Origin of the sequence: Nocardia sp. NPDC058058 (genome assembly GCF_042885355.1) — a bacterium.
Taxonomy (GTDB): Bacteria; Actinomycetota; Actinomycetes; order Mycobacteriales; family Mycobacteriaceae; genus Nocardia.
The window spans coordinates 1,302,292-1,316,905 of sequence record NZ_JBHVSA010000003.1 but is presented as its reverse complement, the minus strand read 5'-3'; the positions used below and the strand labels follow the sequence as shown (position 1 = coordinate 1,316,905).

The window sequence follows — 14,614 nt, the reverse complement described above, 5'->3', positions numbered from 1 at the left end:
CATCTACCGGATCGCCATACAGGTCGAAGTCGTGCGTCCCTCCAGGTTTTCGACATCTACGTCAAGCTCTGTGCCAGAGTCTGAGCGAGCATCAATTCTATGGTCTGCGAGTGTGTGGCTGACGATCATCTCGCGTATTCGCCACACCGCGGGACATTGCAGCCGGCGCGGTAGTCGAAAAGACCAACGGGCCGCTCCAGTGAGAGAACCGGCGTGTCTGCCTGTTACCGCTCGGCGTTGCGGCGGGGGCGAATGGACTTCGCGTGTTTGTGTGTTCGCCGATGGGGCACAGCCAGTGGGGTGAATCAACCGGTCCTGGATCAGCGAGGAGGAGCGCAATGGCGTGGAGTATTCGCGGGGCTCGGGAGTGGCGGGAATGAGGATATCGACAACGGCCGCTTCGGTTTTGGCGCTGACCGTGGCGCTCGGGGCGTGTTCCGGCACGCAGTCGGATTCCGAGCGCTTGCAGCGGTTCTATGACCAGAAACTGGTGTTCTCCTCATGCGACGGGTACGCGACCACCGCGTCGGACGAGAAGGCTTTCGGCGATCCCCGATTCGGGTGCGGGCGGCTGGAGGTACCGCGTGATTACGCCGACCCGGGCGGGGACACGATGCGGATAGCGGTGCTGAAGGTGCCCGCGCGGGGTGAGCGCCTCGGGTCGCTGCTGCTCAATCCCGGTGGGCCGGGCGGGCCGGGGATGGGTATGGCCGCCGCGGCGGCGACAACGTGGGCGCAGAGCAGGCTCAGCGAGCGATTCGATCTGATCGGCTTCGATCCGCGCGGCGTCGGCGCTTCCAGCCCGTCGATGCGCTGCTATACCGATGCCGAAGATGACAGTGGCGCAGCCGTTTTCCCCACCGCCGCCACGGTGGGCCGGTTCACCGAGTCGGACACCCGCGCATTGGTCGACCGGTGCGCGAAGGGCTCCGGAGGCCGAGAGGCACTCGCCCATGTGGGCACCCGCGATGCGGCACGGGACATGGATATCCTGCGCGCCGCTGTCGGCGACACCAAGCTGTCCTATTTCGGGCAGAGCTATGGCACGCGGCTGGGCGCGGTGTACGCCGAGCTCTTTCCGGATCGAGTACGCGCGATGGTGCTCGACGGTGGAATCGATCCCACCACCGGCACGGCCGAGCGTCGAATTTCGCAGTTCACGAGCTTCCAGCGAGCCTTCGACGCCATGGCCGCCGACTGCGCCACCCGACCCGACTGTCCGCTGGGCACCGACGCGAGCCAGGCCGTCACGGAATTTCAGCGCATTGTGCGGCCGCTGCTGGATCATCCGATTCCGGCGGGAGACAACCGAATTGCGGATTATCCACTCGCGGTGGGGTCCGTGATCGCCGGACTCTATGACTCGGCGGTCTGGCCCGCCCTCACCGCCGGCCTCGCCCAGATCCGCACCGGGCACGGCGACACACTCCGCAAAATCGGCGATGCCTTCGGCGGCCGCGGCACCGACGGCCGCTGGCCCAATATCGCCGATGCCAACTACGCGATCAACTGTATGGACGAGCAGCGTCATACCCCCGAACAGGAAACCGACCTGCGCAGAGACATCTACCGCGTCGCCCCCTTCCTGGATCCCGGCCGCGGCCCGGACGGAGCCCGCGACGGTTGCGAATTCTGGCCCGCCACAACAACTCTCAGCTACCCGTACGCCACCGGCATCAAGGGCCTGCCCCCGACCCTCACCATTTCGATCACCGGCGACCCCGCCACCCCCTACGAGGGCGGCCTGAAACTGGCCGCGGCCCTCGGCGGCACCGCGCTCACAGTCGAGGGCAACCAGCACACCGTCGCCTTCGCCGCCACCAACGCCTGCGTCAACAAAGCCGTCGAGGACTACCTCGTCGAACTCCGAAGCCCACCCGCCGACGCGCGCTGCACGCTGTGATCGACGACTGACCCGCATACCCGGCATCGCCGACACGCCTCCGGCCTCGGCGGCGAATCTCACGCCGGGCCGCGCGACTGTGTGATGATCCTGAAACGCCGTATCCCACGAGGCAATTCGAGGTGGCATGAGCGCACGACTTCTGGCCGCGTTGCCGATAGCGATCAGCATTGCCGTCCTGACCGCGTGCGGCTCGGATACCGAGTCACCCTCCACCAAAGACGTCGCGTTCCTGGCCGCGGTCAAGCACGAGCAGGTGCCCACCGAGGACGGAGACATCTTCGCCACCGCGAAAACCGTCTGCCGGGAGATGCGCGAACAGGGGCGCACGGCCGCCGACGAGGTGAAAACGGTCGCCGCCATCCCGGCAACCACCTCATCTCCGCTGTACACCAGCGATGAGGCCCGCAAGATCGTGAACCAGGCCATCACTTTCTACTGCCCCGAATTCAACGACCAGGCCACGAACTGACCACACCGACCGTCGCTCAGCTCCCCTGACGCACAGTCACAATCGGTGCCGCACATTCGCAATGACCGAATTCGACCCGGCATGTGCCCGGCGATCAGACGTTACCAAGTGCTCGGCGCTTTCGATATTGCCCGCTCGCTCCAGCAGCAGGGCGAAGGCCGCCAATTGCCGGGTTTCACAGATCGACGCGATCTTCTTCCGAAATCGCGGGTCGTCGAACAATGCCGCCACACGGTCCGCGGCTTCTACCATCAGCACGATATCGAGCATGCCGCACCTTCTCGGGTGAGGGACTGCCGCCCGGCCGGAATCTATTCGGCCGGGCGGCAGTCTCTACTTCGGATCGTCTACTTGCCCTTGCTTCCCGAACCCGAGCCCAGGCGCCCGAGGTCCAACAGAATGGAGGACGAACCCGACGAATTCTCCGTCTTGGAGTGCGAGGAGCCCGAGGACTTGTCCTCGATCTTGGACTGCGACGAACCGGACCCGGCCGAACCGGTGTTCTGGTCGGCCGCAACCGGGCTGACCTGCTGTAGTTCGATGTCGGCGTTGGCGACAGCGGTGCCGAGCAGCGCGGCGGCGGACAGCGCGACCGCGCCTGCCCCGGCAGCGGCGATCACCCGGATACCACCGCGATGTGAATTGCCAGAAATTCCCACGTCAATCTCCTGTATTTCTTTCGATCGGATCGTGACTCGATCCGAAGACTATTTCCTGCTACAGCACGCACTTCCAGAAGAGCTTCCACAGCGAACTGCCGTTTTCGAATACGCAGAACGCGGTCTTCGCGTCAGCCGAAAGTGTGGACGGCAATTGGGTGATATCGCTCGATCCTGAACTTTTGCTCGAGCCGCCGCTACCCGACGATGCCACGGGCTCCAAGTTCGCCGGTGCGGCGAACGATTCGGCAGTAGCTGCGCCGAAGATCGAAATTGCGGCGGCCGCCATAATGACGACATTGCGTAGCTGATGATTCATTGGCTTCCCTTTCGCTTCCCCGAAACAGGACGCTAATTGGTCGCCAATTCACCGTCAACGCAAACTCCGTCGAAAGCGAGGATCAGTCCGCAAATAGTGAATTTGCTCGACAATTCACTTCGGGCACAGGTCCACGCTCGAATCGAGCACCGATGCCTCGAGCGGACTGTCATTGCCCGGATAAGTCAGCGGTGTTCGGCAGAGCATCGCCGCGACCCGCTCCGGATCGGTGCTCCAGCGCTCGGCCGCCATATCCGAGACGCCGAGCACCCGGCTTCCATCGGAATTGTCGAAATGCACGAACCAGTTCGAACTCCCGGCCGTGGAGATCGAGCCGCCGAGCGGCCGCGGATGCGCGGGATCACCGAGAGTCCAGAGCCGCACGGACTGATCGACGCCTGCCGTCACCAGTCGGCGGCCGGTCCGATCCAGCGCCATATTCGTCACCGACGGTGTGCGAATGACACCGGCGGCGGCGGGCCGACCGGCCACCGCCGCGGCCACGTCCCAGGTCCGAATCGATTCGTCCTGGCCGCCGCTGTAGAGATATCGCCCGTCCGCACCGAAACTCAACGTCGCGACGGGTCCCAGGTGACCGGTCAGCCGAGCTTGGACGTGCGGTTTATCGCGATCGGCGATATCCCACAGATATATGGTGCCGTCCATCGATCCGACCGCGGCCAACCGCCCATCGGCGGATATCGCCAATGATCGAAAGACCCGACTCCCCTCCACGGTGCCGCTGCCCAGCCGGCGCGGATTCTCCGGAGCGCTGACATCCCACAGCTGAATCGCGATATCGGTGTCGCCGGTGACCAGGATCTTGCCGTCCGAGGTGAAGCCCGCCTCCGTGAAATACCTGGTGCGGGTGCTGATCGGGGCACTGAGCGGAACCGGCGCCGAGGGATCCGCCAAACTCCACAGCCGGAAATTCCCGCCCTTCATATCGCTGATGGACACCACTTGGCCATCCGGACGGATATCCGCCACCACACCGCTGAACGGCTGGGTCGCCACCTGTACATCGGCGGTCATTCGGACCTCCGCCGGACCGACCGACCAGGTTTGGAAACGACCGTCCTTACCGCTGGTGACCAGCCGCGAACCGCTGGCGCTCAATTCAGCCGACGTGAACGGCGACGAGGTCGCGACGGGCACATCCGCGGACGCGCGAGACCACACCCGGACCCGGCCGTCGTCGCCCCCGGAAATCACACGGTCCGCTCCGATCAGTCGCAACCCGTTGATCGCGCCTCGATTGCCGCCGACCGGCTGCGATGACGGATAGAACTCCGACGGCGTCAGTCGCCACAGGCAGATCATGCCGTCGGTGCTGCCCGATGCCATCTCGCCATTCGGACTGAAAATCAACGCTGTGACCGCGCCCTGGTGCACCGTGCGTGGCAACCCGAGCCCGCGCGGGTCAGCGGGGTCGGCCAGCGACCACATGCCGACGGCGCCCTCACCGGTTCCCGCGGCAACACGATCGTCAGGCCCCCAGGCCAGCGCCGTGACAGCGCCGGTGGTCGCGAGCGGGGCACCGATCGGGGTCATCGTCCCCGGCTCCGCCATGTCCCAGACCCGAATCGTGTGATCGTCGGCGCCACTGACGAGCCGTGTGCCCGCAGGATCCGTCGTCAGCGATTCGACCGAATCCGAATGCGCGGGCACTCTGCGCAGTAGGCGCGGTGCCGCCGCATCAGCGGCATCGACGAGCGTGAGCTGCCCGTCCGCACCCCCCGCCACGATCGACCGTCCCGCCCGCGAATACGCCAGTGCCAGAACAGGAAACGGGGTCTCGATGACCCCCAGCGCACCGACCTGCCGAGGATCCCGCACATCCCAGAAACGGATGCTCCCGTCATAGCCCGCGCTGACCAGCACATCACTGCCCGGAACAAACAGCAGATCCATGACGCTGCGCCGATGCCCGTGCAGCCCGTCCCCGATCTCACGGGGAATGCCCGCATCGTCGAGGGACCACAACCGCACCAGCGCATCCTTGCCCGCGCTGGCGATGACACGTTTGTTCGGGTCGTACGCCAGCTCGGTGATCGGCCCCGCATGTCGTTCCGCCGATGCGGTGACGATCGGAGCGGCCTGCGTGGACAGCAAACGTGCCTGGGTGTCGACGCTGTCCGGACGCATTCGATACGCCGCCAACGCCATTCGCGTCGATGCCACCGGATCGAAGTTCTCGACGCGTTGCGATTCCTGGATCAAACGGGTCACCTGGGCCGCGATCCGTTCGTGCGAGGTGGCGTGCCGCTCCGCCACCGCGATCGAGGCCGCCAGCAGGGTCATCGTGCAGAGCACCGCCGCGATGATCCACCCGGTCCGTCGCCGCGACGCGGATCGGCGCTGATTCCGGACCGATTCGGCGACGAACAGCCGTGCCCTCGGATTGATCGAATCCGTATCGCCCGCAACGGTATCGACCACTTCCAGCCGTTTGCGGTCGTAGAGCATTTCCCGTGGTTTGCCCTGCGCGTACCACGATCGCGCATCCTCCTCGATGCGATGGCGTGTCGGCCCGAACTCCTTCTCCGCCTCGATCCATTCCGCCATTCGCGGCCACGCGTGCAGGACCGCCTCGTGCAGCAATTCGACCTGCTCATCGTGGACGATGACCAGGCGCGCGTCGGTGAGCCGTGCGACGACCGATGTCGTCGCCTGCGGATCGGCCGATTCGAGCACCAGCACGCTCATGGCGACCCGATTCCTGGTGACCGAATGCGGTCCGATCACCGTCAGCGCCATCAGGATGCCGCGGGCGGAGTCCCGCTCGGCCGGTGAGAGCGCGGTCCATGCTCGCTCGGCCGCGGCGGCGACCGAACCGGCCAGTCCGCCCGCGTCCCGGTAGGCCTCCAGGGTCAGGGTGCGGCCGCGACGGCGTTGCCAAGTCACCTCGAGTACGTGGGAGAGCAAGGGCAGCAACGCGGCCCCGCCATCTTCTGAGGTGGCGGCGGTCAGGTCGTGCAGGACCACGTCAACCAGCGCGGGTTCCACCGTCAGCCCGCATGCCTGCGCGGGTCGCGTGATGACTTCGCGGAGTTCCGGCTCGGTCATCGCGCCAACGATGACCGAGGATTTCCGCATCGCGGTGGCCAGCGGCTCATATCCGATGAGGTCGGTGAAGAAGTCCGAGCGGAAGGCGAGGACCGCGGTCACCCGCCTGCCACCGGGCCTCGGGAGGGTCAATGACCGCAGGTCGTCGAGAAATGCCCGGCGGATCGCGACGTCTCGGCACAGGGTGAACAATTCCTCGGCCTGGTCGATGAGCAATAGCACGTCCGAATCACCGCGCATCCGACCGGCCGCTGCACGCAATGCGATGTCGGGTCGCTCGCCCACTGCCACCCGCAAGGTCGCGCGACCACCCGAATTCGCCTGCAAACCGGCCGAGAGCAGCGAGGATTTCCCGGCCCCGGAGACCCCGACGATCAGAACGATCCGCGGATCACCGGTACCGAATTCGGCGGCGTCGATCGCGCGCAGCACCGACGCGTGCGCGATTTCACGGCCGAAGAACAGGTCGGCGTCCTCTATTCGGTATGGCGAAAGTCCGCGGTAGGGCGGATAACCGAATTCGCGGACGCGCGGGGCGGTCTGCGCGGAATCCTGTTTCGCGCGAGTCCACAGCTCGCGCCAGCGAATCAGGTCGAATAGCCGCGGATCCGCATTGTTCGACCGCGGCTGTTCCAGCGCGGTGTCGATAAGCACCGCGAGCACCGGCAGCACCGCTTCGAAACTGGAGGGGACGGTATTTCCACGCCGCCAGTCGCTGATGCGCTGACCGGTCACCTTGGGCGCACCGGGCGCGCTGCGGGAGTTGGCGCGACGGACAACGGATTTGAGGACGGGATTCCCCGCGAGGGCGAACAATCTCGTCAGTCGCTCGGCGAAATGGTCACGCCCACCTGCTACCACGCGGACTCCCGGAACATTCGATGGGCGGAACGACTACACACCGTGCTCGCGACTACGCAGACGGTAGCAGCCAGCCGGCAAGCGATATCGCACCTTGTCAAGAGATTTCGCGTTTCCATCATGTTACGAGATACCGTCCCGGGAACCTGGTCGTGGACATCCCACCTGCGGTTTTGCCTCCCACAAGGCGTCAGCCTCGTTGACAGCACAACGAGCGCGTTCAAACATTCTTCTCATTCGCAATCCCCCGGTTACGAGTCGCGAGCTGGGCTGGATCCGCACCTCGAGGACAGGAGTTCGTGTCATGGATATGAGTTCGCACGCCAAACCTCAGATCAATCCGCAGCAGGGTGCGGTAGCCGCCTTCGTAATGCTGGCGGGAGCGGTGACCGACATCGACCCGTGGCGGTTTCCCGAGGAATATCGCCTGCACTGTCATCGAATCAGGCAGCTGGCTCCGCTGGTGCGCGCCTCCGGTTTGCTCGGGGTGATGAGCCCGAATACCCCACTGATCGCGACCTTGCTGATGCTGCCCGAATATCCCGCATCGGCGCTCATGGAACACGTGTAAGGAATGGACGGAGTGCATCGAATGATCGACAAAATCAGCGTGAACGGCCGAACCACCCCCGCGTCCGGAAGTCGCCGTCGCCCGGTGCAATCACGGGCGATACAAACCCGGGACCACATTATCGAGGCGACCGCCCAGGTCCTTGCCCGCGTCGGATACGCCGAACTCAGCACCAACGCCGTCGCCGAACGCGCGGGAATCGGAATCGGCACGCTGTATCGCTATTTCGCCGATAAGGAGGATCTGATCACGGCCGTGCGGGTCCGCACCGCGCACCGGGTGCAGACCGCACTGGACGCGTCATTCCTCGAGCTGACCTCCCGCGCCCATCCGGGCGGACCCCGCGGTGCCGCCGTAGCGGTGGCCCGCGCGATCTTCGAAGCCGTCTGGCAACAGCGTGACGCTATCCGGCTGCTCGACCAGGAGATCCCCGGCAGTAGGGAGGGCAGTCTGCACGCGGTGATCGACCGTGCGCTGTCCCAGATCGTGATCGGGGTGTGCTACCTGCGCAGACCGGACGTGACCGCACATCAGCTGGACCGGGTGAACCTGGTGATCGATGTCGGTGCCAGCGCGCTCACCACCGCGTGCGTGAAGCTCGCCCTCGCCGACTATCCACCGCCGACCTCGGCCCTCGCGATCAATATGCTCGGGGATTTCATCACCACGGCGTTCTCCACCTTGCTGACCGAGGAATCGGCATATCATCCGCCATTCCTCGGCCAGACGGGATCAGCTTCCGGTGGAGCTTCCGGCCGAACTGCCACCGCCCGCGCTGCCGGAACGAGGTAGCACCAGAATCTGCGGCGCGGTGTACGCCGGCGGCGGCGCGTAAACCTGTGGCGGGGTGTACACCGGCGGCCCGTAGACCGGCGGCGGGGTCTCGTACAGCGGCCGAGCCAGGTTCGGCCAGTCGTAGCCGTACCAGCCGACAGATTCCGCCGCGGGCGCATCGGCCGATGCGATACCGGCAGCCTGCTGCGCCAGCACAGCGGCAATGGCCAGCACGCCGCCCGCCGCGACGGTGCGCATCAGGGTGCGGGGAACGCGATTGCGGCGCTGCTCGGCGCTTCGTTCAATAGAGATGGCCATTTCAACCCTACTTTCTCTCGGTATTTCGAATCGGCCTCCGAAATGTATTCGAGAATTAAAATCGACAAAAGAATATTCTTCCGAATCCGAGGAATAGCCGAGAAATTATCGGGAATTCATGAAAGGAACACCCCGATGGAACTTTTGTCCCATCACCTATCATGGCTCTCATGGCGCGATGGGAACCCGGGGCACGTGAGCGGCTGGTGCTGGCCGCGGTGGACCTGTTCACCGAACAGGGCTTCGACACCACGACGGTCACCCAGATCGCCGAGCGCGCCGGAGTCACCAAAAGCACGTTCTTCCGCCACTTCTCGGACAAACGCGAACTTCTGAGCGCCGGTCAGCAGACCCTGAGCCAACTGCTGACCGAGGGCATCGCCGAAGCCCCCGCGGACGCGACACCCCTCGAAGCGGTCGCGGCGGGCCTCGAACGCGCTTCCGGCGCAATGGGTCCGATGAATCGCGAACTCGCACCGCGCCTGGCCGCGGCCATCGCCGCCAATGCCGAACTCCAGGAGCGGGACGCCCTCAAGAGCGTCGGCATGGCAGCGGCCATGACCGATGCCCTGCTCGCCCGCGACGTGCCCAATCCCACCGCGCACCTCGCGGCCGAATTGGGCATTCTCGCGTTCAAATGCGGCTACGCCAACTGGCTCGACGCCAGCCAGGACGCCGAACTCGCGCCGTATACCCTTGCGGCCCTGCGAGATCTGCGCACAGCAAGCCAATCCCTCACCTGAGAGCCGGACCTACTCCAGAACCGCGGTGGCGGTGATCTCGACCAGATGATCGGGGATATCGAGCGCGGCGACACCCAGCAGGGTGGCCGGTGGCGTGGCGGTGGTCCCGAGCTTCGCCGCCGCGCGCGCCATGCCGTCGACGAGCTCGGGCATCTTGTCCGGAGTCCAATCCACCACGTAGGCAGTGAGATTGGCGACGTCGTCGAAGCTGCCACCGAGCTGTGCGAGGGCAGCGCCGATATTGAGATAGCACCGCTCCACCTGAGCGGCCAGGTCGCCGGCACCGATGGTGGTTCCCTCGGCGTCCCATGACACCTGACCGGCGATATGCACCAGCCGGGATCCGGTCGCCACCGATACCTGGTGGTACAGCTCGATCTTCGGCAGTCCGTCCACATTCGTCAGTTCGATGCCCATAGCGCCGTCCTCCCACTTAGTCACTTGCGGATACTCGGTCACCGTAGGAGAGTGAGCGCGGACAGGGAAGAACGCACCTTCAGGTAACCGAGGAACCGGATGGGAACCAAGCACTTCGAGAGCCCGCTCGACGCGGCCGATGTGACGCGCGCGGATTCGCTCGCCCGCGAGATATTCACCGACATCGCCAACAAATGGTCGTTCCTGATCGTCGATCTGCTCGGCGAGCGCACGATGCGATTCAGCGAGCTGCGCAATACGATCGAGGGCATCAGCCACAAGATGCTCACCCAGAACCTGCGCATGCTCGAACGCAACGGCCTGATCGAGCGCACCGTGTACCCCACCGTTCCACCCCGCGTGGACTACACCCTCACTCAGCCCGGCCACGTGCTGCGCGAGCTCGTGCATGGGATGTGCGATTGGACCCACGAGTACCTCGGCCATATCGACGACGCCCGCACTCGCTTCGATGCCGCCCCGGACGATTCCGCGGCCCGCTGACACCACCGCCGGCATTCCGACCGGACGTTATGGTATGCCGCTCCTAATCCCCTGCGGCACAACAACATCCGCTTCTACAATTAGCGGGCGTGTTTCCGGCGTCGGGCCGGAACGCATTCGATATGCAGAATCGCGGGTAATTCCCATGCGTGTACTCCTCTACGGCTGCGGCGACTTCTCCCACGTGATCGACTACCTGAACGACACCATGCAGGTGCTGAAGCTGCCGCCATTCGTTCCATTCGACCCGAACGCCGACAACCCGCATATGCCGGTGGACCTGGTGGCCACCGAGCTGCGGGCACTGACCGACCTGAAGCAGCAGTACGGTGACCGGGTCGAGCAGAACATCACCGCTCTGCGGGCCAACGGAGTCAATGTGGCGCTCGGAGTGGATGCGACACAGGGCAATTCATTCGGGCCCTTCGATGTGATCATCTTCCGGAACCCGCACGCGGGAACCTACGGCAACAGCCAGGATCCGGGCATGTCGTCGTACCTGGAGTCCTCCACCGACAATCACACATTGTTCAGCGGCGTACTGGAGAACACCCGGCTGAACCGGGAACCGCGCGGACTGGTCCTGATCACCGTGGTCGGCTGGCCGTACGTGGGTACGCACCCCAAGGGCAAGATCGGCCTGACAGGCCTTCAGCTCGAAGTCCCCGACTACGCGGCCGCGTACGGCGAACCCGCCGGACTGGAATTCGTCGGCCACATCAGGTTCGGCACCAAATGGGTCGCCCGCAACACCGGTGACACCTTCCAGGCCGAAGAACTCGGCATCCTGTACCGCGACAACAGCAATTGGCTCGACCCCAATATCGTCGAGCACATCCTGCGCGCCACCAGCCCCGCGGAACTCCCGGCATGGATCAACACGCACCCCGACATCGAGAAGATCAAGGCCAAAATCGCGACGCAGCACTGACTCTCGCCCGAGCCACCGAGGCGCGTCGCCCGGTGGCTGCCGACACTCGTCGTTTCAACGGGACGTGAAGCCAAAGTTGTTGTCGCGCAGCCAGGACACGAGCGCCCGGCCGATCGTGTCCGGCTGATCCTCGGGCGAATGGTGACCGCCGGGACCCACCGCGACCAGTTCGACGGCGGCAACGTTGTCGACTATCCACGCGCGGGCGGCGGGTGGGATCGCGATTCCCGGCTCATCATCGACGTGCAGAAGCAGTTTGGGGACTTCGGGTGTCGTGCCGAGCCATTTGCCGTTCGTCAGCACGTGGTCGACCACATCGGCGGGTTCGCCGTCGATCGGGAGTTCGCGCGGCCACGCGAGCAGTGGACGGCGCGACTCCGGGTCGGGGTAGGGCGCGCGGTAGATCGCCATATCCGACTCCGTCAGGCTGGGCGTGGTGCTGCGAAGTGTTCCTTCGATGAAGACGTTGTCCTGGAGAATCAGGCGTTCGCCCTCGGGACCGCGAAACTTGGCGAACAGCTCCGCGACCGGACCCAGCTCCGGCCAGGTGAGCGGGCGCAGCACCGGTTGCAGCAGTGCGATCGCGCGCACCCGATCGGGGTGTCGGCGCGCCCAGTCCACACCGAGCGGGGCACCCCAGTCGTGGCCGACGATGACGATATCGCTCAGATCCAGCGCCTCGAACCAGGCGTCGAGGTAGCGCATATGGTCGTCGTAGCGATAGTCGACATCGGGCTTACCCGAATCGCCCATCCCGATAAGATCCGGTGCCAGACAACGCATCTCACCGGAGAGGTGCGGAATGACATTGCGCCACATATACGACGATGTCGGATTGCCGTGCAGGAATACCACGGGAGCCCCCGCGCCGACATCGGTGTACGCGATGTGCGAGTCGAGAACGTCGATCTTGCTCATGATGCCTCCCGGATGTTGATGGATTCACGGAACAGATTCGCGGCGAGCTATTTTCAGCTGGTTCGCAGTTCCTCCTCAATGTGGACGGCCAGCAGTGTCGGATCCTCGAGCGATGACCAGTGGCCCACCTCGGCCAGGGTGATGACCCGGGTCCGTGGACGGAGCTCGCGCAGTCGATCGGGCATCGCCCGGGTTGCGATGGGGTCGTGTGCGCCCCAGATCAGCGACAGCGGACCGGTGTAGTCGACCAGAGCCGCGGTCCATCGAGGTTGATGCTGTCGGCGCTCGAGCAGATATCTGTTCTGGCGCGGCAACAATCGTGCTCCGCCGCCGCGTTGGATGGAGTCCACGAGCGTGTCGATCGCGCCGGGTGGCGCGGGGGTCGCGGCAGTGAAGCTCTGTGCCAGCGCACGTGCGAGCAGCCATCGGGGCAGCGGAAATGGCAGCGGCGCGGCGGGCAATCGCAACAGCGCGCGCTGGCCCGGTGTCAGCGCGGCGAGATCGATGAAAATCGAGCCGTTGGTCAGGACCACGGCCTCGGCGGTGAAGCCGAGCAGGCCGGCATTGTGCCGGTGCAGTAGCTCGGCGACGACGGTGTCGCCCATATCGTGCGCCACCAGAGCGCACCGGCGAATACCCAAGCGGGACAACACCGATTCGACCAGGTCAGCCTGTTCGAACAGGGAATAGCGCGCGGTGGAAGGCTTTTCGGAGAAGCCGAAGCCGAGCAGATCGATCAGCACAACCGGACGCTCGCGGGACAGGCGATGGGCCACCTCGGCGAAGTCGTGCGAGGAACCGGGAAAGCCGTGCACGATGACGATGGGTGGTGTGCCCGAGGTCCCCAATTCGACGACGAAGATCTGATTCGCGCCAACCTCGAGGTACCGCCCGCGAGTCTGCCATTCGTCTGCCGTCTCAACCATTCGATGGATCCTCTCCGGGTCGTCCGCCGAGGCGGGCGTGCTCGAAAGTCCATGGTGCGGGCCGAGACAAGAATCTCCGTGAAAATGCATGGTTTCGACTAAACTTTGATCAATGGCGCAGGAATCGGTCACTATCGATTTGATGGACCAGGAATTGGTTCACAGCCTCCAGTTGCACCCGCGGGCCTCCTGGCAGCTGATCGGATCCGTGCTCGGCATGGATCCCGCCACCGTCGGCCGCCGCTGGACTCGGCTCGCCGCCGACGGCTGGGCATGGGTGAGCACCTCACCGACGCCGATGCTGATCGAACCGATGTACACCGCGCTGGTGGAACTCGACTGCGCTCCGGGTCGCGTCCTGCGGGTCGCGGAACGGATCAGCCAGGACGAACACGCGCTGACCGTCGAGCACATCGCGGGTCGATGCGACCTGCTCGTCGTGGTGGCGACCCGCAGCCTCGCCTCGATATCGGAGTACGTCCACGACCATCTGGGCCGACTGTCCGGCGTCACCGGCGTCCGCGCCAACCTGGTGACCCACCTGCTCGCGGACGGTGGTGGCTGGCACCTGGACGTGCTCGACCGCGATCAGCGCGCCAGGCTCACCCGAGCCGCGCTCACCTCGGCCCCACGCCCCAAACCACTGACCCGCACCGATTACGCACTGATCGGCGCATTACACGTCGACGGCCGAGCCAGCAGCGCTGAACTGGCACAACAGCTTTCCGTCAGTCCCGCGACCGTGCGCCGCCGCATCGACGCACTCACCACGAGCGGCCATCTGGCCCTGCGCTGTGAGTTGGCCCGCTCCCAGGTCGGCTGGGAAGTGACCGCCGTGTACTGGGGCACCGCACCCGCCGCCGAACTCCCGCGAATCGGCGCTCAGCTACGACAGCGTCCTGACACTCGCACGTGCCTGGCGCTGGCGGGCCCCCGCAATGTCTGGCTGGTCTCCTACCTGCACTCCATCGCGGACTCCCAGCGCCTGGAAGCCGAACTGAGCCAGTCCATTCCGAGTCTGATCATCAACGACCGCGCCATCGCCTACCGCACCGTCAAACAGTTCGGCCACCTCCTCGACGACCTCGGCCGCCGCACCGCGACGGTACCCATCGACCGGGTCGCGGCCGGAGCGACAGCCAACCTCTGAACGGCCTGTCGCCATCACTGCGGGCGGAGGCGACCGCGCGCGAATCGCACGCAGGATGACATCACCGCCGCCGAATCGG

General features: G+C 65.2%; 16 protein-coding genes. 8 read left to right on the top strand and 8 right to left on the bottom strand.

Translation table 11 applies throughout. From position 1 onward, the window contains the following. Positions 1-376: 376 nt before the first annotated feature. Both ACFVUS_RS29900 and ACFVUS_RS29895 read left to right on the top strand, forming a co-directional pair. On the top strand, positions 377-1,903 hold the full coding sequence (locus ACFVUS_RS29900) for an alpha/beta hydrolase (RefSeq protein WP_387773789.1): 1,527 nt from the start codon (positions 377-379) through the stop codon (positions 1,901-1,903). Between the two features lie 127 nt (positions 1,904-2,030). After that, positions 2,031-2,375 (top strand): DUF732 domain-containing protein, encoded by a 345-nt coding sequence (locus ACFVUS_RS29895; RefSeq protein WP_387773786.1) that lies wholly within the window; start codon positions 2,031-2,033, stop codon positions 2,373-2,375. Between the two features lie 36 nt (positions 2,376-2,411). On the opposite strand, the gene ACFVUS_RS29890 is transcribed toward ACFVUS_RS29895, so the two are convergent. From ACFVUS_RS29890 to ACFVUS_RS29875, 4 genes are all read right to left on the bottom strand, one after another. Continuing rightward, on the bottom strand, positions 2,412-2,645 hold the full coding sequence (locus tag ACFVUS_RS29890) for a hypothetical protein (RefSeq protein WP_387773783.1): 234 nt from the start codon (positions 2,643-2,645) through the stop codon (positions 2,412-2,414). Positions 2,646-2,722: 77 nt separating this feature from the next. Next, positions 2,723-3,034, bottom strand: a complete 312-nt coding sequence (locus ACFVUS_RS29885) for a hypothetical protein (RefSeq protein WP_387773780.1) — start codon at positions 3,032-3,034, stop codon at positions 2,723-2,725. Between the two features lie 58 nt (positions 3,035-3,092). Then, the gene (locus ACFVUS_RS29880) at positions 3,093-3,323 is read right to left on the bottom strand and encodes a hypothetical protein (RefSeq protein WP_387773777.1); all 231 of its coding nucleotides are present in this window, start codon (positions 3,321-3,323) and stop codon (positions 3,093-3,095) included. Between the two features lie 144 nt (positions 3,324-3,467). Further along, entirely contained in the window at positions 3,468-7,283 is a 3,816-nt protein-coding gene (locus ACFVUS_RS29875; protein WP_387773774.1) for a hypothetical protein, read from the bottom strand. 304 nt (positions 7,284-7,587) lie between these two features. Between ACFVUS_RS29875 and ACFVUS_RS29870 the strand changes: the two genes are divergently transcribed. Both ACFVUS_RS29870 and ACFVUS_RS29865 read left to right on the top strand, forming a co-directional pair. Then, positions 7,588-7,854: a hypothetical protein gene (locus tag ACFVUS_RS29870; RefSeq protein WP_387773772.1), complete on the top strand. Its 267-nt coding sequence runs from the start codon at positions 7,588-7,590 to the stop codon at positions 7,852-7,854. A gap of 21 nt (positions 7,855-7,875) precedes the next feature. Further along, on the top strand, positions 7,876-8,646 hold the full coding sequence (locus tag ACFVUS_RS29865) for a TetR/AcrR family transcriptional regulator (protein ID WP_387773769.1): 771 nt from the start codon (positions 7,876-7,878) through the stop codon (positions 8,644-8,646). Here the strand turns inward: ACFVUS_RS29865 and ACFVUS_RS29860 are convergent. Next, positions 8,587-8,946, bottom strand: a complete 360-nt coding sequence (locus ACFVUS_RS29860) for a hypothetical protein (RefSeq protein ID WP_387773767.1) — start codon at positions 8,944-8,946, stop codon at positions 8,587-8,589. The two genes, ACFVUS_RS29865 and ACFVUS_RS29860, sit on opposite strands and share 60 nt — an antisense overlap. Positions 8,947-9,116: 170 nt before the next feature. Between ACFVUS_RS29860 and ACFVUS_RS29855 the strand changes: the two genes are divergently transcribed. Continuing rightward, positions 9,117-9,689 carry a TetR/AcrR family transcriptional regulator gene (locus ACFVUS_RS29855; protein ID WP_387773764.1) on the top strand — a complete coding sequence of 191 codons (573 nt, stop codon included), beginning with the start codon at positions 9,117-9,119 and terminating at the stop codon, positions 9,687-9,689. A 9-nt stretch (positions 9,690-9,698) separates the two neighbouring features. On the opposite strand, the gene ACFVUS_RS29850 is transcribed toward ACFVUS_RS29855, so the two are convergent. After that, positions 9,699-10,130 carry a RidA family protein gene (locus tag ACFVUS_RS29850; protein WP_387773761.1) on the bottom strand — a complete coding sequence of 144 codons (432 nt, stop codon included), beginning with the start codon at positions 10,128-10,130 and terminating at the stop codon, positions 9,699-9,701. Positions 10,131-10,205: 75 nt separating this feature from the next. Here ACFVUS_RS29850 and ACFVUS_RS29845 point away from each other — a divergent pair, with 75 nt between their 5' ends. Together ACFVUS_RS29845 and ACFVUS_RS29840 are read left to right on the top strand one after the other, a co-directional pair. Beyond that, positions 10,206-10,610, top strand: coding sequence for a winged helix-turn-helix transcriptional regulator (locus ACFVUS_RS29845; protein WP_387773758.1), 405 nt, complete (start codon positions 10,206-10,208; stop codon positions 10,608-10,610). 145 nt (positions 10,611-10,755) lie between these two features. Continuing rightward, the gene (locus ACFVUS_RS29840; RefSeq protein ID WP_387773755.1) at positions 10,756-11,541 is read left to right on the top strand and encodes a Rossmann-like fold-containing protein; all 786 of its coding nucleotides are present in this window, start codon (positions 10,756-10,758) and stop codon (positions 11,539-11,541) included. Between the two features lie 54 nt (positions 11,542-11,595). On the opposite strand, the gene ACFVUS_RS29835 is transcribed toward ACFVUS_RS29840, so the two are convergent. Both ACFVUS_RS29835 and ACFVUS_RS29830 read right to left on the bottom strand, forming a co-directional pair. Next, entirely contained in the window at positions 11,596-12,459 is an 864-nt protein-coding gene (locus tag ACFVUS_RS29835; RefSeq protein WP_387773752.1) for a haloalkane dehalogenase, read from the bottom strand. A gap of 53 nt (positions 12,460-12,512) precedes the next feature. Continuing rightward, a complete protein-coding gene (locus tag ACFVUS_RS29830) occupies positions 12,513-13,385 on the bottom strand; it encodes an alpha/beta fold hydrolase (protein WP_387773749.1) in 873 nt (290 codons plus the stop codon). A gap of 112 nt (positions 13,386-13,497) precedes the next feature. On the opposite strand from ACFVUS_RS29830, the gene ACFVUS_RS29825 reads away from it, so the two are divergent. Continuing rightward, a complete protein-coding gene (locus ACFVUS_RS29825) occupies positions 13,498-14,535 on the top strand; it encodes an Lrp/AsnC family transcriptional regulator (RefSeq protein WP_387773746.1) in 1,038 nt (345 codons plus the stop codon). Positions 14,536-14,614: the final 79 nt, after the last annotated feature.

Bases quoted from the DNA above. Each gene is read 5' to 3' on its own strand.
- ACFVUS_RS29900 (WP_387773789.1), top strand. From the start codon at position 377: ATGAGGATATCGACAACGGCCGCTTCGGTTTTGGCGCTGACCGTGGCG.
- ACFVUS_RS29895 (WP_387773786.1), top strand. From the start codon at position 2,031: ATGAGCGCACGACTTCTGGCCGCGTTGCCGATAGCGATCAGCATTGCC.
- ACFVUS_RS29890 (WP_387773783.1), bottom strand. From the start codon at position 2,645: ATGCTCGATATCGTGCTGATGGTAGAAGCCGCGGACCGTGTGGCGGCA.
- ACFVUS_RS29880 (WP_387773777.1), bottom strand. From the start codon at position 3,323: ATGGCGGCCGCCGCAATTTCGATCTTCGGCGCAGCTACTGCCGAATCG.
- ACFVUS_RS29870 (WP_387773772.1), top strand. From the start codon at position 7,588: ATGGATATGAGTTCGCACGCCAAACCTCAGATCAATCCGCAGCAGGGT.
- ACFVUS_RS29865 (WP_387773769.1), top strand. From the start codon at position 7,876: ATGATCGACAAAATCAGCGTGAACGGCCGAACCACCCCCGCGTCCGGA.
- ACFVUS_RS29860 (WP_387773767.1), bottom strand. From the start codon at position 8,946: ATGGCCATCTCTATTGAACGAAGCGCCGAGCAGCGCCGCAATCGCGTT.
- ACFVUS_RS29855 (WP_387773764.1), top strand. From the start codon at position 9,117: ATGGCGCGATGGGAACCCGGGGCACGTGAGCGGCTGGTGCTGGCCGCG.
- ACFVUS_RS29845 (WP_387773758.1), top strand. From the start codon at position 10,206: ATGGGAACCAAGCACTTCGAGAGCCCGCTCGACGCGGCCGATGTGACG.
- ACFVUS_RS29840 (WP_387773755.1), top strand. From the start codon at position 10,756: ATGCGTGTACTCCTCTACGGCTGCGGCGACTTCTCCCACGTGATCGAC.
- ACFVUS_RS29835 (WP_387773752.1), bottom strand. From the start codon at position 12,459: ATGAGCAAGATCGACGTTCTCGACTCGCACATCGCGTACACCGATGTC.
- ACFVUS_RS29830 (WP_387773749.1), bottom strand. From the start codon at position 13,385: ATGGTTGAGACGGCAGACGAATGGCAGACTCGCGGGCGGTACCTCGAG.
- ACFVUS_RS29825 (WP_387773746.1), top strand. From the start codon at position 13,498: ATGGCGCAGGAATCGGTCACTATCGATTTGATGGACCAGGAATTGGTT.